This window comes from Acidimicrobiales bacterium (assembly GCA_035547835.1).
In the GTDB taxonomy this organism is placed as follows: Bacteria; Actinomycetota; Acidimicrobiia; order Acidimicrobiales; family Iamiaceae; genus DASZTW01.
Genome location: DASZTW010000005.1, coordinates 794,311 through 813,919, shown reverse-complemented (window position 1 = coordinate 813,919; position 19,609 = coordinate 794,311). Strand labels below are relative to the sequence as shown.

The 19,609-nt window shown below is 71.3% G+C and carries 12 protein-coding genes; 5 read left to right on the top strand and 7 right to left on the bottom strand.

Annotated features, from left to right (window positions below):
- Positions 1-70: 70 nt before the first annotated feature.
- Both VHA73_06010 and glgP read right to left on the bottom strand, forming a co-directional pair.
- On the bottom strand, positions 71-865 hold the full coding sequence (locus VHA73_06010; GenBank protein HVX17569.1) for an enoyl-CoA hydratase-related protein: 795 nt from the start codon (positions 863-865) through the stop codon (positions 71-73).
- 10 nt (positions 866-875) lie between these two features.
- Positions 876-3,566, bottom strand: coding sequence for an alpha-glucan family phosphorylase (gene glgP / locus VHA73_06005; GenBank protein ID HVX17568.1), 2,691 nt, complete (start codon positions 3,564-3,566; stop codon positions 876-878).
- A 126-nt stretch (positions 3,567-3,692) separates the two neighbouring features.
- On the opposite strand from glgP, the gene VHA73_06000 reads away from it, so the two are divergent.
- Genes VHA73_06000 through glgB form a run of 4 tightly spaced genes read left to right on the top strand, consistent with a single transcriptional unit; the run spans position 3,693 to position 10,742 of the window.
- Positions 3,693-5,660, top strand: a complete 1,968-nt coding sequence (locus tag VHA73_06000) for an alpha-1,4-glucan--maltose-1-phosphate maltosyltransferase (GenBank protein ID HVX17567.1) — start codon at positions 3,693-3,695, stop codon at positions 5,658-5,660.
- Positions 5,657-7,387: a maltose alpha-D-glucosyltransferase gene (gene treS / locus VHA73_05995; protein HVX17566.1), complete on the top strand. Its 1,731-nt coding sequence runs from the start codon at positions 5,657-5,659 to the stop codon at positions 7,385-7,387. Before VHA73_06000 ends, treS begins: the two co-directional genes overlap by 4 nt.
- Positions 7,384-8,844 carry a hypothetical protein gene (locus VHA73_05990; protein HVX17565.1) on the top strand — a complete coding sequence of 487 codons (1,461 nt, stop codon included), beginning with the start codon at positions 7,384-7,386 and terminating at the stop codon, positions 8,842-8,844. Before treS ends, VHA73_05990 begins: the two co-directional genes overlap by 4 nt.
- A complete protein-coding gene (gene glgB, locus VHA73_05985; GenBank protein HVX17564.1) occupies positions 8,841-10,742 on the top strand; it encodes a 1,4-alpha-glucan branching protein GlgB in 1,902 nt (633 codons plus the stop codon). Before VHA73_05990 ends, glgB begins: the two co-directional genes overlap by 4 nt.
- 482 nt (positions 10,743-11,224) lie before the next feature.
- Here the strand turns inward: glgB and VHA73_05980 are convergent, their stop codons facing one another.
- From VHA73_05980 to VHA73_05965, 4 genes are all read right to left on the bottom strand, one after another.
- On the bottom strand, positions 11,225-13,591 hold the full coding sequence (locus VHA73_05980) for a hypothetical protein (protein HVX17563.1): 2,367 nt from the start codon (positions 13,589-13,591) through the stop codon (positions 11,225-11,227).
- On the bottom strand, positions 13,557-15,371 hold the full coding sequence (locus VHA73_05975; protein ID HVX17562.1) for a CocE/NonD family hydrolase: 1,815 nt from the start codon (positions 15,369-15,371) through the stop codon (positions 13,557-13,559). Before VHA73_05975 ends, VHA73_05980 begins: the two co-directional genes overlap by 35 nt.
- A 137-nt stretch (positions 15,372-15,508) precedes the next feature.
- Positions 15,509-17,077, bottom strand: coding sequence for a sulfatase-like hydrolase/transferase (locus VHA73_05970; GenBank protein ID HVX17561.1), 1,569 nt, complete (start codon positions 17,075-17,077; stop codon positions 15,509-15,511).
- Positions 17,078-17,548: an SRPBCC family protein gene (locus VHA73_05965; GenBank protein ID HVX17560.1), complete on the bottom strand. Its 471-nt coding sequence runs from the start codon at positions 17,546-17,548 to the stop codon at positions 17,078-17,080. It abuts the gene before it with no gap.
- 112 nt (positions 17,549-17,660) lie between these two features.
- On the opposite strand from VHA73_05965, the gene VHA73_05960 reads away from it, so the two are divergent.
- Positions 17,661-18,551, top strand: a complete 891-nt coding sequence (locus VHA73_05960; protein HVX17559.1) for a rhomboid family intramembrane serine protease — start codon at positions 17,661-17,663, stop codon at positions 18,549-18,551.
- A gap of 46 nt (positions 18,552-18,597) precedes the next feature.
- Here VHA73_05960 and galT read toward each other — a convergent pair whose 3' ends face one another.
- Complete coding sequence (gene galT, locus VHA73_05955; protein HVX17558.1) at positions 18,598-19,560, bottom strand: galactose-1-phosphate uridylyltransferase; 963 nt, start codon at positions 19,558-19,560, stop codon at positions 18,598-18,600.
- Positions 19,561-19,609: the final 49 nt, after the last annotated feature.

Here is a 19,609-nt window from a genome sequence, read left to right as displayed (position 1 = left end):
CCCGTTCTGGGCTGCTTTCTACGCGTTGGGGCGCGTAATTTTCAGCCCAGAACGGAAGTGGGGGTGGGGGTCAGCGGCCGGTGAAGGTCGCCTTGCCGGGGCCGTGCTCGAGGAACGACGCCACGCCGATGCGGGCGTCGTCGGTGGCGAACACCTCGGCGAACAGCTGCTGCTCGAGGTCGAGGCCGCCGTTGAGCGTGATGTCGAGCCCACGGTCGATCGCCCGCTTGGCGAGGGATTGGGCGGCCACCGCGCCGCGGGCCAGCTCGGCGGCCTTGTCGATCGCACGGTCGAGGAGCTGATCGGGGTCGACCACTTCGTCGACGAGTCCCATGGCCAGTGCTTCGTCGGCGCCGACTTGGCGGCCGCTGAACACGAGGTCCTTGGCGCGCGCCGGGCCCACGAGGCGGGCGAGGCGCTGCGTGCCGCCGCCGCCCGGGATGATGCCGAGAAGGATCTCGGGCTGGCCGAACTTGGCTTTGGTGGACGCCAACCGGAAGTCGCACGCCAGCGCCAGCTCGCACCCGCCGCCGAGCGCGAACGTCGACACTGCGGCGATGGTGGCGCGGGGGATGTCGGCCACCGCGTTGAGCGCCTCGAGGAACAAGCCGCCGATCGTGCGTGCCTCGGTGGGCCCACCGAACTCGCTGATGTCGGCGCCGGCCGCGAACACCCGCTCGCCACCCCACACCACCACCGCGCCGGTCGGGTCGTCGGTGAGCGACCGGGCGACGTCGCGCAGCTGGCGCAACACCTCGCTCGACAGCGCGTTGACCTTGCCGTTCTGCAGCCGCACGACCGCGACCCCATCATCTCGCCGCTCCAGCGCGACAAGGTTTTCGTCCGAGGCCGTGTCCGTGCTCATGAGGCCGACGCTACCGGTGCCGCGCCCGGCTGGGGGACCCCTGAGCCCATGCCACCTTGCCGAGCTCGAGGGGGGTGGTGAGGTCGGGGTGTGAGGGGACGACGCGGACGGTGAAGCCGTAACGGCCGGCCCGTTCGCAGGGAACCGCGCCGGTGTAGCGGGCGTGGCCGTCGTCGATGGCCGACGCGGGGGTCATGGGGGTGACCACCGGCGCTTCGATCTCGTCGGTCTGGCCCACGGGGCCGTGCACGAGCTGCACTTCGACGTCGTCGGCTGACAGGGAGCCGATGCTGACGTGCGCAGCGACGGAGCGCTCGCCGCCGAGGTCGACCACGTCGGTGTCGGTCAGCACTTCGTCGACGTGGACGCCGTGCCAGTTGTCGAGCACATGCACCTTCCACGCAGCCAGGTCCTTGGCGCGGGCGGCGTGGTCGGCGCCGAGCCGGGCGGTGGTCGCGGCGTTGGGCTCGTAGAGCTGCTCCACGTAGTCGCGCACCATGCGCGACGCCGACACGCGCGGGCCGAGCGTGGCGAGGTTGTGCTTGACCTTGGCGACCCAGCGGCGGGCCACGTGGCCGCCCCACCGGTCGTAGAACAGCGGCACGATCTGGTGCTCGAGCAGCTCGAACACGCTGTTGGCCTCGACTTCGTCGCGGCGTTGCAGGTCGTCGAGCCGCTCGGCCGACGTGATGGCCCAGCCGTTCTCGCCGTCGAACCACTCGTCCCACCAACCGTCGAGGATCGAGCAGTTGAGCGCCCCGTTCAGGGCAGCCTTCATGCCGGACGTGCCGCACGCTTCTTGTGGGCGGCGCGGCGTGTTCAGCCACACGTCGGCGCCTTGGTAGAGCATCCGTGCCACCGCGATGTCGTAGTCGTCGACGAACACGAACCGGTGGCGCACGTCGGGTTGCGAGGCGAACGCGACGATCTGGCGGATCATCTCCTTGCCCTGGTCGTCGGCGGGGTGGGCCTTGCCGGCGAACACGAACTGCACGGGCCGGTCGGTCGACAGCAGCAGCGCCCGCAAGCGGTCGGGCTGCGACAGCAACAAGTTGGCCCGCTTGTAAGTGGCGAAGCGGCGGGCGAACCCGACGGTGAGCACGTTCGGGTCGAGGACCTGGTCGTACACCGACGCATCGGACGGCGACATCCCGCGGGCGATCGCTGCATCGCGCAGGCGGCCGCGCACGAACCCGACCATGCGCTCGCGGCCTTGTTCGAGCACCCGCCAGACTTCGTCGTCGCCGCTGTCGCGCACCCGGGCCCACTCGTCCTCGGTGGCGTCTTGCCATTCGGGCAGGACGTGGCGGGCGAGCAGGTCGGACATCTCCGACGACACCCACGTGGGGGCGTGCACCCCGTTGGTGACCGAACCGATCGGCACTTCCTCGAGCGGCACATCGGGCCACAGCGCCGCGAACAGCGCTCGGCTGACGTCGCCGTGCAGGCCGGACACGGCGTTGGAGCGGCCGGCCAGCCGGAAGCCCATCACGGCCATGTTGAACGGCTCGGGTGCGTCGGGGTCGCGCCCGGCGTCGGCCTCGGGCGGGCGGTTGTGCACGCCAGGCTCCTGCCCGATGGCCATGAGGTCGTCGAACGGCACGCCCACTTCGTCGCACCAGCCGGTGAAATAGCGCTCCATCAGCTCGCGGGGGAAGCGGTCGATGCCGGCGGGGACGGGTGTGTGGGTGGTGAACAGGTTGCCGGCGCGCACAGCCTCGATGGCTTCGGCGAGGTTCAGGCCGTCGCCCACCATGAGCTGGCGGATGCGTTCGAGCCCGAGGAACCCGGCGTGACCTTCGTTGGTGTGGAAGACGTCGGCGGTGATGCCCAGCGCGTCGAGCGCGCGCACGCCGCCCACGCCGAGCAGCAGCTCTTGGCGCAGCCGGTGTTCGGTGTCGCCGCCGTAGAGACGGTTGGTGACCTCGCGGAGGTCGTCGGGGTTGTCGTCGATGTCGGTGTCGAGCAGGTACAGCTCGGTGCGGCCGACGTCGGCTCGCCACACCCGCGCCACGAGCGGCCGGCCGGCGAGGTCGAGCTCGACCTGCACGCCGTCGCAAGGGTGGATCGCCATCGCGTAGGGGTCGAGGTCGGGGTACGCCTCCTGCTGCCAGCCGTCGGGGTTGAGCGCCTGGCGGAAGTAGCCGTGCCGGTAGAACAGCCCGATCCCGGTGAGCGGCACGCCGAGGTCGCTGGCCGCCTTCAAGTGGTCGCCGGCGAGCACGCCGAGCCCGCCGGAGTACTGGGGGAGCGCTTCGGCGATGCCGAACTCGGGCGAGAAGTACGCCACGCGACGCAGCGGTGAGCGGACCACGGCGGGCACTGCGGCCACCGGCTCGCCGTTGCCGTTGCCGTTGCCGTTGCCGTTGCCCGCGGTGTCGGGCGTGGGGTCGGCGGCGGCGCCGCGGGTGTGGAACCAGCGCGGGCCACCCAGGTAGCGGTGCAGCTCGTCGTGCACTTCGCCGAGGTAGCGCAGGAAGCCGGGGTCGGCGGCGAGCTGGTCGAGCCGTTCGCGGCGGACCTCGGCGAGCAGCCGCACCGGGTCGTGGACGGTGATGTCCCACACGTCGGGGTCGACCCAGCGGAACAGGTCGCGGGTGGCCGGGTCCCACGACCAGCGGAGGTTCATGGCGAGCTCTTCGAGGGCGGCCAGCTCGTCGGGCAGCCGTGGCCGGACGGTGAAGCTGCGGAGGGCGCGCATTGCCGCGACGGTAGCGACTCCCACACGGGTGCGATGCCGGTCGGGCCTCGCCGGTGGCGCGCCGGGGCGCTCGACGTGCGTCGCCGGTCGGCGCGCGGGGCGGCGGGCGCGTGCAAGGGTGGAGGGGTGCTCGGCCGACTGGTGATCGACAGGGTTCGACCCCGTGCGCTCGACGGTGACCACCCGGCCAAGGCGACGGTGGGCGAGGTCGTCCCGGTCCGGGCATGGATCCACCGCGACGGTCACGACCAGCTCGCGGCCCGGGTGCTGTGGCACCGGGTCGACGGGCCGTGGCATGCCGCGCCGCTGCGCGAGCTCGGCAACGACGAGTGGGCGGGCGAGCTCGTGGCCGATGACCTGGGTTTGCACGAGCTGGTCATCGAGGCGTGGGCCGACCATCTCGGCACGTGGGCGCGCGAGCTGGTGGTGCGCGCCGGGGCGGGCGACGATTTGGCGCCGGAGTTCGTCGACGGCGCCCGTCGCTGCCGCCGGTTGCTGCCGGTGGCCGGTCCCGGACCTGCGGCCGACCTGCTGCGCGACGCCGCCACCGCGTTGGAGCGCACGGAGTGCGCCGACCGAGTCCGGGTCGACGTGGGCACCGAGCCGGCGCTGGTCGCGCTGGGCGCCTCCCTGCCCGACCCGCACGACCGCGCAGTGTCGGCGCCGGTTGAGCTGTGGGTCGACCGGCCCCGCGCCCGCTTCAGCGCTTGGTACGAGCTGTTCCCGCGCTCCGAAGGTGGGCTGGTCGGCACCACCGGACGGCTCGACGACGTCGCGGCGATGGGCTTCGACGTCGTGTACCTGCCGCCCGTGCACCCGATCGGCACCACGGCCCGCAAGGGCGCCAACAACACCTTGACGGCTGCGCCCGACGACCCGGGCAGCCCGTGGGCGATCGGGAGCCCACTCGGCGGTCACACCGCCCTCGACCCCGACCTCGGCACGATCGACGACTTCGCCGCGTTGGTGGCCCGCGCCCACGACCTCGGCATGGAGGTGGCGCTCGACTACGCACTGCAGTGCTCGCCCGACCACCCATGGGTCACCGAGCACCCCGATTGGTTCCACCACCGGCCCGACGGTTCGATCCGCTTCGCGGAGAACCCGCCCAAGAAGTACCAGGACATCTACCCGATCAACTTCTGGCCCTCGTCGGCCGATGGCACGCCCGACGAAGCCGCCCGCCAGGAGCTGTGGGTGGCCTGTAAGGAGATCCTCGACGTCTGGATCGAGCGGGGCGTGCGGATCTTCCGCGTCGACAACCCGCACACCAAGCCGATGGCGTTGTGGGAGTGGCTGTTGCCCGCGGTGCGCGCCGAGCAACCCGACGTGGTGTTCCTGTCGGAGGCGTTCACCCGACCGAAAGTGATGGCGAAGCTCGCCGAGGTGGGGTTCACGCAGAGCTACACGTACTTCACGTGGCGCCACACCAAAGACGAGCTGACCGATTACCTGGTCGAGTTGTCGGGTGACCTGGCCGACTGGCTGCGACCGAACTTCTGGCCCAACACGCCCGACATCCTCGGCGGTGTGCTGCGCCGCGGGAACCGCGCGGCGTTCAAGTTGCGGGCCACCCTGGCGGCGCTGCTGTCACCGAGCTGGGGCATCTACTCGGGTTACGAGCTGTTGGAGAACGAGCCGGCGAGCGACGACAACGAGGAGTACCTCCACTCAGAGAAGTACGAGATCAAGCACCGTGACTGGGGCCGGTCCGACTCGCTGGCGTCCTACCTCGCTCGCCTCAACGAGGTGCGGCGCTCGTTCCCGGCGTTGCAGGAGCTGCGCACCATCCGCTTCCACTGGGCCGACAACGACCAGATCATCGTGTGGTCCAAGACCCGTCCCGACGGCTCCGACCCCGTGGTGGTGGTCGTGAACCTCGACCCCTCGGCACGGCAGTCCGCGACGCTGGGCCTCGACCTCGGCGCGCTGGGCCTGCCGGCTACTGCCGACGTCGTGTGGCACGACGCCATCTCGGGCGCGCGGTTCACGTGGCGTGGGCCGGACCCGTGGGTGCAGCTCGACCCGGCGGTGGAGTCCGCGCACGTGCTGACGTTGCGTCCGTGCGGGCCCGCGGCGGGCGGCGCTTCATGACGTTGCGAATCCCCACATCGGAGCGCCGCTCGCTCGCCGACGACCCGCAGTGGTACCGCACCGCGGTGTTCTACGAGGTGCTCGTGCGGGGCTTCAACGACGCCAACGGCGACGGCACGGGCGACATCGCCGGCCTGGTCGACCGGCTGGATTATCTCCAGTGGCTCGGCGTCGACTGCTTGTGGTTGTTGCCCTTCTACCAATCGCCGCTGCGCGACGGCGGCTACGACATCGCCGACTTCTTCACCGTGTTGCCCGAGTACGGGACCGTGGCCGACGTGGCGGAGCTCATCGACCAGGCGCACCACCGCGGCATGCGGCTCATCGCCGACATGGTCATGAACCACACCAGCGATCAGCACCCGTGGTTCGTCGAGTCCCGCCAGGACCGCACGAACCCGAAGGCCGACTGGTACGTGTGGGGCGACGACGAAACCCGCTACGGCGACGCCCGCATCATCTTCGTCGACACCGAGACGTCGAACTGGACCCTCGACCCCGAGCGCGGCCAGTACTACTGGCACCGCTTCTTCCACCACCAGCCCGACCTCAACTACGACAACCCCGAAGTGGCTGACGCCATGCTCGACGTGGTGCGGTTCTGGCTCCAGCTCGGCCTCGACGGGTTCCGCCTCGACGCCGTGCCGTACCTGTACGAGCGCGACGGCACCAACTGCGAGAACCTCGACGAGACGCACCGGTACTTGCGCCGCGTCCGCAAGATGGTCGACGCCGAGTTTCCCAACACCGTGCTGCTGGCGGAAGCGAACCAATGGCCGGCCGACGTCGTCGACTACTTCGGAGGCGGTCCCGACGCGCCGTCCGACGAGTGCCACATGTGCTTCCACTTCCCGCTCATGCCCCGCATGTACATGGCGGTGCGGCGCGAGCAGCGACACCCCATCACCGAGATCCTGTCACAGACGCCCGACCTCCCCGACGGCGCGCAGTGGGGCTTGTTCTTGCGCAACCACGACGAGCTGACCCTCGAGATGGTCAGCGACGAGGACCGCGACTACATGTACGCGGAGTACGCCAAGGACCCCCGCATGAAGCGCAACGTGGGGATCGCCCGCCGGCTGTTCCCGTTGCTCGACAACAACCGGACGGTGGCCGAGCTGTTCCACGCGATGTTGTTCTCGATGCCGGGCAGTCCGGTGTTGTACTACGGCGACGAGATCGGCATGGGCGACAACATCTACCTCGGCGACCGCGACGCGGTACGCACGCCCATGCAGTGGACGCCCGACCGCAACGGTGGCTTCTCCGGCGCCGACTTCGCGCAGCTGTACCTGCCGGCGCAGATGGACCCGGTGTTCGGGTTCAACGCCGTCAACGTCGAAGCACAGCTCCGCAACCCGAGCTCGTTCCTGCACTGGACGCAGCGCATGTTGCACGTGCGCCGCCAGCACCGGGTGTTCGGCACCGGCACGTTCGAGGTGCTCGGCGTGGAGAACCCCTCGGTGCTCGCGTACGTGCGACGCCAGACCCGTCCCGCGGACCACCCGAGCGGTCACGGCGAGGACATCGTGCTGTGCGTGTTCAACTTGAGCCGCTTCGCGCAGCCCGCGGAGCTCCAGCTCACCCGGCTGGCGGGGATGGTGCCCATCGAGCTGCTGGGGCGCGTGCCGTTCCCGCCCATCGGCGAGCTGCCGTACTTCATCACGTTGCCGCCGCACGGCTTCTACTGGTTCGAGCTGCAGCCCGAGCCCGAGGAGCCGGAGTGATCGACGCCGACTACGTCGCCCGGCTGATGGTGCCGTACCTGCCACGCCAGCGCTGGTTCTCCGGTGGCGGCGGCGAGCTGCGCGAGGTCCGGACCGTGGCCCACGAAGTGTGGCGCGACGAGTGGCCCGGCCTGGTGTGGGCGCTGGTCGACGCGTTCGTCGACGAACGGCCGCCGATCCGGTGTCAGGTGTTCGTGGGCCTGCGGCCGCTCGGCGAGCGGGCCGAGTTCCTCGACGGGAAGGGTCGCTGGCTGTTGGGCGACGTCGTGACCGACGCCGGCGAAGGCCTGGCGTACGACGCGTTCGTCGACTCGGAGCTTTCGCGGTTGGTGCTCGACCGGGTAGCCCCCGGCCTCGGCGCCACCACCATGCGGCCGCTCGCGGTGGAGCAGTCGAACACGTCGGTGGTGTTCGACGAGGAGTGGATCCTCAAGGTGTTCCGCCAGGTCCAACCCGGCCCGAACCCCGACATCGAAGTGGCGCGGGCGCTCGAGGGTGTGGGGTTCGAGCACGTGCCGTCGACGGTGGGGGTGTGGCGCCACGACGGCGCGGAGCTCGCGGTGGTACGGCGCTTCGTCCGTGGCGGCAGCGACGGCTTCGAGCTCGCCCGCACGTCGCTGCGCGACTTGTTCGACGCACGGGTGTCACCCGAGCGGGCCGGAGGCGACTTCGGGCCCGAAGCCGGGCGGCTGGGCACCGTCACCGCGCAGCTGCATGTGGCGTTGGCGGCCGCGTTCGGCGTCGGTGACGCCGAGCCGGCTCGCTGGGCGAACGAGCTCGCGACCGAGCTGCGCCGCGCCGACGCGTCGGTTCTCCCGGCCCACCGGGTCGAGCGGGTCTACGCGGCGATCGCCGGGCTCGACCCCGACGCGAGCGGCGCGGCGATCCGGGTGCACGGCGACTACCACCTGGGCCAGGTGCTGCGCGGCGACGAAGGCTGGTTCGTGCTCGACTTCGAGGGCGAGCCCGACCGTCCAGCCGACGAGCGGCGCGCCACCGCGTCGCCGTTGCGCGACGTGGCAGGGATGCTGCGCTCGTTCGCGTATGCGCCGGAGGTCGTGTTGGGCGAACGTCATGACGAGGCACCCGACACCGAGTTGCGGGCGTTGGCTGTGCAGTGGGAAGCGCGGGCGCGCACCGCGTTTCTGCGCGCGTACTTGGCCGAACCGGGAGTGCGGCACTTGTTGCCGAGCACCGACGTCGCGCTGGCTCGCCTGCTGTTCGGCCTCGAGCTCGGCAAGGCCGTGTACGAGGTCGGCTACGAGCGGGGGCATCGCCCCGACTGGGTGGCGATCCCGCTGAGCGCGGTCGAGCGGATCTCGGCCGCGGCCCTGGCAGGGGCCCCGCTCGTGAGCGAGCACGCGGAAGGTCCGAGCGACGACGAGGCCGACCTTGACGCCCCGGACCGACCTGGCGGGCCCGACGGGTCGGACGGCCGCGCGGGGGGCGGGCGGTGACCGGCGCGACCCTGGGCCCGCTCGATCTCCACCTGATCGGCGAGGGGCGCCATGAGCGGCTTTGGGAAGCGCTGGGCGCGGTGCCGGCCGGCCCCGCGCCCGACGACGGCATCCGCTTCGCGGTGTGGGCGCCGCACGCCAGATCGGTTGGCTTGGCCGGCGACTTCAACGGCTGGCACGCGGCGCGCGACCCGCTTGCACGGGCGGGGGAGTCGGGGGTGTGGGAGCGGGTCGTGCCCGCCGCCCGCCACGGCGACCGCTACAAGTTCGAGATCGTGGGCGCCGACGGCACCCGCCGGTTGAAGGCGGACCCGATGGCCCGTTGGGCCGAGACGGCGCCGGCGACGGCGAGCCGGGTGTTCGTGGGGTCGCACCACTGGCGCGACGACGAGTGGCTCGCGGACCGCCCGAAAGTCGCGCCGCACCGCCGGCGGCTGTCGATCTACGAGGTGCATCTCGGCTCGTGGCGCCACGCCCCCTCCGAGCACGGGCCTCGGCCGTTGACGTATCTGGAGGCTGCCGAGGAGCTCGGTGGCTACTGCACCGAGATGGGCTTCACGCACATCGAGCTGATGCCGGTGGCCGAGCACCCTTTCGGCGGATCGTGGGGCTACCAGGTGACGGGCTACTGGGCGCCCACCTCTCGATTCGGCACCCCCGACGACTTCCGGGCGTTCGTCGACACGTTGCACCAGTCGGGCGTCGGCGTGATCGTCGACTGGGTGCCGGCGCACTTCCCCCGCGACGAGTGGGCGCTGGCGCGCTTCGACGGCACGGCCCTGTACGAGCACCCCGACCCGCGCCGTGGCGAGCACCCCGACTGGGACACCTTGATCTTCGACCACGGCCGGCCCGAGGTCCGCAACTTCCTGATCGCCAACGCGCTGTTCTGGTTGGAGGAGTTCCACGTCGACGGGCTGCGGGTCGACGCCGTCGCGTCGATGCTGTACCTCGATTACTCCCGCGGCCCGGGGGAGTGGCTGCCGAACCGTCACGGCGGGCGCGAGAACCTCGAAGCGGTCTCGTTCCTGCAGGAGTGCAACACGGTCGTGCACCGTGCGCACCCCGGTGTGCTCACCATCGCCGAGGAGTCGACGGCCTGGCCCGGCGTCTCCAGACCGGTCGACCAAGGCGGACTCGGTTTCACGCACAAGTGGAACATGGGCTGGATGCACGACACGCTCGAGTACTTCGAACGTGACCCGATCCACCGCTCGTACCACCACGGCAACCTGACGTTCGGCCTCGAGTACGCGTTCAGCGAGCACTACGTGTTGCCGCTCAGCCACGACGAGGTCGTGCACGGCAAAGGCTCACTCATCGGCAAGATGCCCGGTGACCCGTGGCGCCGCTTCGCCAACTTGCGGGCCTTGCTGGCGTGGATGTGGGCGCACCCGGGCCGCCAGCTCCTGTTCATGGGCGGCGAGATCGGCCAGGAGCGGGAGTGGAACCACGACCGTTCGCTCGACTGGCACCTGCTCGACGACCCCGCGCACTTCGGCGTGCAGACCCTGGTGCGCGAGCTGAACGCGCTCCAAGCGTCGGAGCCGGCGCTGTGGGCCGACGACTCGAGCGAGCGGGGCTTTCGTTGGCTGATCGGCGACGATGCTGCGCAGTCGGTTCTCGCCATCGCCCGCTTCGACCCCTCACACGTCGCACGCCCGGTGGTCTGCGTGGCGAACCTCACCCCCGAGCCACGCGACGGCTACCGCGTCGGCGTCCCGGCCTTGGGCCACTGGGTCGAGCTGCTCGGCACCGACGCCGCCCGCTTCGGAGGCTCGGGCGTGCATGCGACGCTCGACGGCGCATCGGCCACCGACGTCGCCGCCCACGGCCATCGCCACTCGATCCTGCTTCACCTCCCCCCGCTGTCGGTCACCTTCCTCGCGCCGCAGTGACGGCGGCCGTCGATCTCCACCGCACTCGGGGTGGTTCACTGGCAGGCGGGCACGACCCGCTCCCACACCCCCGGGCCAAGTCTCGCCCGCCCATTCTATGTGCGGCTAGCCGACGCGGCTGGGAAGGCGCAGAGCGCGCCCGACCTGGGTGGGGCATCGGCTCTAGATCGCGAGTCGGCCGTACTGACGCGGCTCGACGAGCTGTTCGATTTCACACGATTCCCCGGCGTTGAGGACTTCGTGAGGCTGGCGAAGGCGGCGCCCGAGTGCACCCTGCATCCATGACCGCCTGTCGCTGACTGCGTTAGCACGCCCCGTGGCGCCCTTGAAGTACCCCGAGGCCCTCTGCGATGCGGCGAAGCAGCTTCCGCATCGCAGGTCGTAGACGCGGGTCGCCCTCGCCCGGGCCGTGGGCCGTGTTCCAGGCCGAACAGCACCAGCCCCGAGCCGTGTACGTCATTCGGTCGGGCCGACGAGATCCCTCAGGGCTGCGACGTGCAGGTGCCGGGCTGGAGGCGAATCGTGTGCGTGCCCGCAGGGACGGCGACCACGATGTTCGCTGCGTCGGTGGTCGACGCACGTGGGCCGTCGTCGATCGATACCGACGCGCAGCCCGAGCCGCCGCCCGTGAACGTGATCGTGGCCGGCGAGGAGGTGCGCACGGTGGCGGTCAGCGGTGCGGTTGCGGTGAGGGCCATGCCGGCGAGGTCGAGGGTGACGGCCCGCGTGCCGGTGAGGCGCGCGTCGAGCGCGTTGCGGGCGGCGCCGGGCAACAACGTCGGTTGCCAGACCTGCTCCTGGTACAGCGACGGCAGCTCGCCGCCTGGCGTGCCCGGCGCGACGCCGACGTGCTGTTCGGGGTTGGTGGCCATTCCCGGCCGTGCGAACGTCCGCACGTCGATGCTGGCGGTGCCGCCGGCGGGGTCGACCGCTTCGAGGTCGTGGACGAACCAGGCGTGGTCGAAGCGCAGCCCCGCGGACTTGCCGATGCCCGGCGCGTCGGTGTGGGTGACCTGGTCGACGGCGTGCTCGAACGGCATGATCCGGCTGAAGTGCACCTCGGCGGGGGCGGTGTCGCGGCGGGCGCCGCGGAGGAAGTCGGCGCCGACCCGGTAGTCGTTCAAGATGCCGGGCGTGAAGTGGGTGTTGCCCGGCAGTATGTCGAGCCGGTAGCGGTAGCCGAGCGCCTCGAGCTGGTCGGCCGCGGCCAGGCCGTTGGTGATCGGCACATTGGCGTCGATGTCGCCCTGGTAGATCTCGATCGGCGTCGCCCGCACGTTCACGAGGTTGGGCACCACATCGGGCAGCCCGGTCGTGGTGGTGGCGGGCTGGTTGCCGCCGACGGGCCCCTCGATCACGAACCCGGCGGCGAAGCGGTCGGGTTGGGTCGATGCGAACAGGTACGTGCCGAACCCGCCCATCGAGTAGCCGGCGACGGTGACCCGGTCGCGGTCGATGGGCAGCAGCGCTTCGGCATCGTCGAGGGCGCGGTCGGCGTCGAGGTAGGCCGCGCCCGACCACTCGTCGAGGTCGCTGCGGCCGCCGGGGCTCACCACGATCGCGTGGTTGTCGTCGCCGAGCTCCTGGAACAGGCCCGGCGTGATCGACGCCAGGCTGTGCGGCGTCATGCCCGAGCCGCGCAGCACCAAGGTGGCGGGCGAGGGCCGGCCGTCGAAGCCCACCGGCACGTACAGGCCGTAATCGCGCAGCGTGCCGTTGGTGCCGCCCTCCGACGAGGTCGGGGTGTCGTACTCGATGGTGCGCACCGAGTACCCGACGCCGGGCAGCAGCTGCTCGCTGTCGCCGCGCCGGAGGCGGTCGACCGACACGGTGGTGAAGTACCGGTCGATGTCGTGGTCGGCGAGCGCCAGCGCCTGGAGGTGGTCGTACGTCGCCCGCACCGGCTCGTCGAAGCGCGGCACCACTTCGGCGAGCGGTCCTTCCAGCGGCGGGCTCGTCAGCGTGTACGAGCCGGGCGCGACCACTCCGGTGGCCCCCACCACCCGCAGCGAGGCGCCGTGCGACCCGCCCACCTGCGCCAGCGGCAGGCGTGCGACGAGCGAGTTGTCGTACCCGGCGGGGTCGGCCGCGGCGGGCGCGGTGGTGGTGCGCCCGGTGCGCAGGTCGACGATGTGCGCGCCGGCGGCGGTCACGAGCACCGCGGTGTCGGCGGCGGTCGTGCGCAACCCGGACCCGAACGGCACGGTGCGCGACGCGTGGACACCCGACGCGTCGAACAGCAACAGCAGCGCCGTCTGGACGGGCTGTTGCATCGTGGTGGTGCGGGCCAGCACGTAGAGGTCGCTGCCGCGCACGGTGAAGCGCAGCTCGGACAAGTCGGCCTGGGGCACGAACGGCCCCGCGCCGGTGGTGGGCGCGAATTCGTCGAGGCCGCCGGGCACGCGCTCGGCGGGCGTCACCGCGTGGACCACCTGGTCGAGCAGCCCGAAGGCGACGCTCAACCCCGGGATCGCCGCCCCGTACGCGGTGAACGGGTAGTTCTCGTAGATCCACTCGCCGCGGTCGTAGTGCGCGGTGCCGGCGAGGTGGGCGGGTCGGCCGTGCCAGTCGGCGAGGCCTGCGTCGAGCGCGATGGGTGCAGTGGCCGGTGCCGCGGTGAGCGACGCCACCCGAGGCTTGGCAGCCACGAGCGGCGCTCCGGTCAGGCCGCTGCCGTGCGCGCCCGGCGCCGCGGTGGCCGGAGCGATCGACGCCGGAGCGATCGACGCCGCGGCGACCAGCGCGGCGACGGCACAGCCGGCCGCGGCGCTCGCGAGCAGCCGGCCACTCCGGGTCCGCCGCGAGCGGGTGCCGTCACCCTGCCGTCGTGACCAGGAGCCAAGAGCCATCGCGGGCACCCTCTCTCACGGTGTTGAGGGCCGGCAGCAGCGGGGTGATGTCGACCGACAGGCCGAACTTGCCCTTGGCGAGGCCGATCGAGGCGGGGGCGTGCGTCGGCAGGTCGACGCTGGTCAGGCGGAGCTGGAGCCGGTGGCCGGCGCGCAGGCGGTACGCGGTCGGCCAGATGCCGATGTCGTAGGCGTAGTAGCGGCCGGGGACGATCTCGGTGGGGTCGGTGTCGGTGTGGTACGGCGACGCCGTGGTGCTCCGCTCGGGGTCGAGCTGGCGATGCGAAGCGCGCAGGTAGCCGTTGGAGATGAGGGTCTCGCTGCCGTCGGGCGCCACGTCGCTGAGCTTTGCCACCCAATCGGTGTTGGTGGCCGTCGACGCTGCCACCAAGTGCAGCTGGGTCGGCCCCGCGATGGTCGTGGCACGGGTGAGCGGCGCGGTGCGCCACGTGAGCCCTTGGCCGGTGGCGAGACGTTGGTCGAGCGGGACGTACGGGCTGGCCGCCACGGTGCCGTAGTCCTCGAGCGGGGTGCTGAGCCCCTCGAGCGGGTTCGTCAGGTAGCTGGCGGTCGACCGACCCGACGCCTTGGTGGTCAGCGCACCGCGCTGCAACGTGAACTTGAGGTCGCGCGAGCTCGACGGCGGCCACGTCGACGACTCGGCGTACCGGTTGGCAGCCTGCACGTAGTAGCGCACGTTGGCGCGCTTGGGCACCGACTGGCCCAGCAGGTAGTGGCGGAAGAACTCGAACTGCACCGCGCTCGTGCTGTCGACGCCCGGCGGGTTGGTGAGCGGCGCGAACTCCCCGCCGCACCCCTTGTGCGTGCAGGGGTCGACCACCAGACGGGTCTCGACGCCCTTGCGGCGCGACAGCGCCTGGTACATCTCGGTGGCGCCGCGCACGAACCCGTCGCGCCAGCCGTCGAGGATCAGCACCGGCACCTTGATGCGGTTGGCCCGGTAGTAGGGCGACCGGTCGCGGTAGAACGGGTCGTCGTTGGGTCGGGCGAGGAAGTCGAGCGCGATCGGGGTCCCGAGAAGCTGACCGATCTTGGCCCGCACGGTCATCGGCAGCTGGCTCGTGCCGCCCGGGCCGACCAGACCCGGCCCGCCTTGCACGGCGATGTACTGCGCGTCGAAGAAGATGTTGGGGATGCCACCGTGCGCGAACGCGTCGCGGTACAAGTCGGCCAGCGCGACTTGCGGGGCGATGGCCACGAGGTGCGGTGGTTGCTGTTCGGCGGTGAGGTACTGCGTGATGCCGACGTACGAACCGCCTTGCATGCCGACCTTGCCGGTGGAGTAGCGCCGGGTGCCGAAGTACTCGGTCAGCTCGTAGCCGTCGCGGGCTTCGCGGGGCGAGAAGTAGTTGTCGTCGAGGTTGCCCTCGCTGCCGCCCGTGCCCCGCGTGTCGACCGACGCCGCGATGATGCCGCGGCTCGCGTACATCGTCGGGTCGCCGCACGAGCACAAGGTCTTGCGGCCGTACGGCGTCATCGAGAAGATCACCGGGAAGCGGCCGGGCGCCGCCGTCTTGCCGTCGCGAGACGGGAACGTGATGGTCGCGCCGAGCTGCGCGCCGTCGTCCATGGTGATGGCGACGTCGCTCGACACCGTCTTGTACTTGGCCGGCGGCAGGGCCGGGAAGCCCGCGGCGACCGCGGTCGACGACGTGGTCCGGCGCGGGGTGCCCGCGGCGACGCCGGCGGTGGTCAGGCTCGTGGCCACCAAGGTGGCCAGCGCGACGACGACGGCGACTCCGGTTCGGGGGGTGCGCACGAGAGCACGATAGGCGCCGAAGGATCTGTGAACAAAAGCGTTCGTGGACTTGTCGAGACGTCAGATCGGCTGGTCAGCTTCGTCAGCAGCGGGCCAGCGGCGGTTCGGCTGCCGTCGACCCCGTCGAGTGCGCCGGATCAGACGGGGGCGTCGACCGGCAGGCGCGGCGAGCGCGCCTCGGGGAGGTGGTCCCACAAGTCAGCCACGAGGTCGCCGCGCAGCGACGCCAGCGCCGGGTCGTCCCAGCGGTTGTCGTGCTGGAGTGGATCGTCGACCAGCGAGTACAGCTCGCCCTCGCTGCCGTCGTGCTTCGACCCGGGCAGGTAAGTGGTGGCCACCCAGCCGTCGCGGCAGATGGTGCGGAGCCGGACGATCTTGCCGAACAAAGCGCTGTCCCATTCGGTGAGCACCCGCTCGTGGCCGAGGTCGGTGGCCTCCGCGGCCGATAGCGGCAGCCGCGGGGCCTGCGCGGTGGCGGGAGGCTCGATGCCGGCGATGGACGCGAACGTCGCAGCGAGGCTCACATGGCCGACCGGCGCGTCGACCACCGCGGGGGCCACGCCCGCCGACGGTGCGGGTCGCCACACGAACGGCAGCCGCATCAGCGAGTCGACGTGGTACGGGCCCTTGAACAGCAAGCCGAAGTCGCCTTGGAGCTCGCCGTGGTCGGTGGTGAAGATCACGTCGGTGTCGCCGCCCCAACCGCGCCGGTCGACCGCCGCGAGCACGCGGCCCACGGCTTCGTCGATCAGCTCGTTCTCGATGTGGGTCAAGGCGTTCACTTCACGCACCTGGTCGGGCGTGAGCGTGGCCGGCACCCAGCGCGCCGGGGCTTCGTAGTTCGACACCCACGAGCCGTCGTACCAGGCCTTCCAGTGGCGGGGCTTGGCGTCGAGCAGCGCTTCGCGCTGCGCCCGATCGACGGGGTAGCCCTCGGGGAGGTCGAGATCCTGCCAGCGCACGCGTCCGAGCTCCGACTGCGGTGGGTCCCACGGGTGGTGCGGGTCGGGGAAGCTCACCCAGCAGAACCAGTCGGCGTCGTCATCGAGCCCGTCGAGCCAGGCGATCGTCCGGTCGGCCACCCAGTCGGTGTGGTACCAGCCGCGGGGGATCGCGTTGTGGCGCACTTGGGGCGCGTCGGTGTCGCCGCCGCCAGCCGCGTTCACGTTCAGCTCGGCATCGAGCACCGGGTAGAAGTCGCCGATCGCCTCGGGGTGCTCGTCGCGGAGCCACTGCGCGTAGTGCAGCAGGCCCTGGCCGCCGTGCGTCGCGAACTCGAGGTGCTCGAACCCGCGGTGCGGCACCCGCTCGCCGTCGAGGCCGGTGTGCCAGGCCTCGGTGGTGTGCCGCCCTGACAGCGTGTTCTCGGTGAAGCGGAGGAACGGGTCGAGGAACGGCTCGAAGTGCGCTTTGCCGATCAACGCCGTGCGGTAACCCGCCCGCCACAAGTCGAGCGCCGCGCTCGGCGCGTCGACGGGAAGCGCCACGCCGTTCATCCACACGCCGTGGCTGGCGACGTGCTGGCCGGTGATCATCGTGGAGCGGCTCGGCATGCAGACCACGCTCTGCGGGTGGGCCCGGGTGAAGCGAACGCCGCTGGCGGCGAGGCGGTCGAGCACCGGCGTGCGCGCCACGGTGCCGCCGTTGCAGCCGAGCGAGTCGTAGCGCTGCTGGTCGGTGGTGATGAACAGGATCTTGCGGCCCATTCAGTTGCCTCCTGCTCGGTCGGGGTCGTCGGCGCTGGCGGGGTGGGGGTCGTGGTGGCCGGCGGTGTCGGGGCCGTCGCCGGCGAACATCTGGTGGAGCCGGGCGAGGGCTTCGCCGGACCCGCTGCCGATGGTGAGGGCGAACACATCGGGCTCGGCGTCGGTGGAGTAGATGACGAGCGAGCCGTCGCCGTCGCCGATGACGTCGACGGTGCCGAGGTGCGAGGTGATCAGCCCGCCGGCGACGATCCGGTACTGGAACCGCCGCAGGTCGGCGTCGACGGTGACGACTTCCTCGTCGAGCGCGAGACCGCTCGGCAGCCGGACGTGCCGCGTGGGCGGGTCGGCGTCGAGGTCGGTGGTGCACTCGGCGACGGGGAACCACTCGGCCAGCCGGGCCGGGTCGCCGACCACGGCCCAGACGTCGTCGGGCGGAGCGGGGATGTGGAGGTGACGTCGGACAGAACCCACGGTCCCGATTATGGCACTCCGTGTGCCAAAAGTCAGCCCTCCCGTCGCCCAGCCGTCCCGCCACCCACAGCCGCGGCGGGGGGCCGGGCGGTCGCCGGTATCGTGACCGGCCGTGTCGGCCCCTTTTCGCACCTGCTATCGCCACCCGGACCAGCCGGCGGGTGTGATCTGCCAGCGCTGCGACCGCCCCATCTGCCCCAACTGCATGCGCCAGGCCGCGGTCGGGTTCCACTGCCCTGACTGCGCGAAAGCGGGCCGGCAGCGCGTCTACACGGCGGCGACCATCCACCAGCTCCAGCAGCCGATCGCCGCGCTCACGCTCATCGCGCTGAACGTGGCCATCTGGTTGGCGGGCTTCGCCGTGCAGGGCGGCCAGGACCGCATGCAGGCCAACTTCTCGCTCGTCGCGCGAGGCCCGTTCTACCGGGGCGGTCCGGTGGTCGGGATCGGCCAAGGCGAGTGGTGGCGCATCATCACCGCCGGCTTCTTGCACCTCAGCTGGATCCACATCATCTCCAACATGATCGCCTTGTGGGTGCTCGGCCAGCTGTGCGAACGGCTGGTGGGGTCGTGGCGCTTCGTGTTGGTCTACGCCGTGTCGCTGGTGGCCGGGTCGCTCGGCGCCCTGATCGTGGATCCCCACGTGTCGTCGGCCGGCGCCTCGGGCGCGATCTTCGGGCTGTTCGGGCTGCTGATCGTGGCGGCCTGGGCCCGGGGCATCGACTTGCGGCACTCCGGGCTGCTCACCTGGCTGATCATCGACCTCGTCTTCACGTTCACGATCCCGGGCATCTCGGTCGGTGCGCACGTCGGCGGCCTCATCGGCGGCGCGGTCGCCGGCCTGGCAGTGGTGGAACTGCCCCGCCGGCTGTCGGTCGGCGCGCCCAGGACCCGCGAGTGGGCCGGGATGGCCCTCGCCGGTGCCATCGGTGTGGCGTGCTTCTTCGGCGCGCTGGCCGTCGCGGCGTCGACCACGGTTCCCTTGCCGGCCGGCTTGGGCTGACCGCACCGCCGCCAGCTCTCCGCACGGGCGGCCTGGCCTGGCGAGGTCACGTGCGCAGGAGGGCTGCGGCGTCCTCGGGGGACACGATGTTGATCTGCACGCCGGTGCCTTGCTCGAACCCCACCGCGCTCGAGGTGCGTGGCACGAGGTGGACGTGCCAGTGGAAGGCGTTGTCGTGGTGGTGGGGGAGCGTGTGCACCACGAGGTTGTACGGCAGGTCGCCGACGCGGTCGAACAGGCGACGGATGCCGTCGCGCAGGAGCAGGCCGACCGATACCAGCGAGTCGGGGTCGGCCGACCGCAGGTGCCCTTCGTGCGTCTTCGGCAGGGCCAGCATCTCGAACGGCGCACCCGACCAGAACGGGCAGACCAGCAGCGCGTGGTCGTTCTCGGCGACCACCCGGAACCCGGCGGCGACTTCGGCCTCGATCGTGGTGCACAACACGCACGAACCTTGGAAGCGACGGAAGCCGGCCTCTTCCTCGGCGACCTCGCCCGGCACGAACGGGATGCCGAGGAGCTGGCCGTGCGGGTGGCGCAGCGACGCGCCCGCCTCTCGGCCGTGGTTCACGATGGCCTGGCTGTAGCGCACGCCCTGGACCCGGGAGTGCGTCTCGAGCCGGTCTCGGATGGCGGTCATGACCAGCTCGATCTGGTCGTCGTCGAGGTCGCCGAACCCGGCGTCGTGCTTCGGGCTCAACACCAGCACCTCATGGATGCCGCTCGCCGGCGCCTGGCGGAACACGGGGCCGAGGTTCTCGACGAGCATCGGTTCCTGGCCTTCGAACGCGGGATACAGGTTCGGCACCACTCGCAGCGTCCAGTGGCCTTCGGGCCCGTACGTCTCGAGCGCGGGCGTCTCCTCCTGGCCGGGGCAGAACGGGCAGGGTCGCGCGGGGTCGGCCTCGACGGGCAGGAGGGGTCGGGTGAAGTCATCGGGTCGGGTGGCGCGCTCGGTGGCGATGGTCACCCATCGCCCCACCAGCGGGTTGAGGCGCATCTGGCCCATGTGTTGCCTCGGCTCCCCAGTCGGAAGGTCCGTCGCCCCGGATGCTACC

Bases quoted from the DNA above. Each gene is read 5' to 3' on its own strand.
- VHA73_05980 (HVX17563.1), bottom strand. From the start codon at position 13,591: ATGGCTCTTGGCTCCTGGTCACGACGGCAGGGTGACGGCACCCGCTCG.
- galT (HVX17558.1), bottom strand. From the start codon at position 19,560: ATGGGCCAGATGCGCCTCAACCCGCTGGTGGGGCGATGGGTGACCATC.
- VHA73_06010 (HVX17569.1), bottom strand. From the start codon at position 865: ATGAGCACGGACACGGCCTCGGACGAAAACCTTGTCGCGCTGGAGCGG.
- VHA73_05970 (HVX17561.1), bottom strand. From the start codon at position 17,077: ATGGGCCGCAAGATCCTGTTCATCACCACCGACCAGCAGCGCTACGAC.
- treS (HVX17566.1), top strand. From the start codon at position 5,657: ATGACGTTGCGAATCCCCACATCGGAGCGCCGCTCGCTCGCCGACGAC.
- glgP (HVX17568.1), bottom strand. From the start codon at position 3,566: ATGCGCGCCCTCCGCAGCTTCACCGTCCGGCCACGGCTGCCCGACGAG.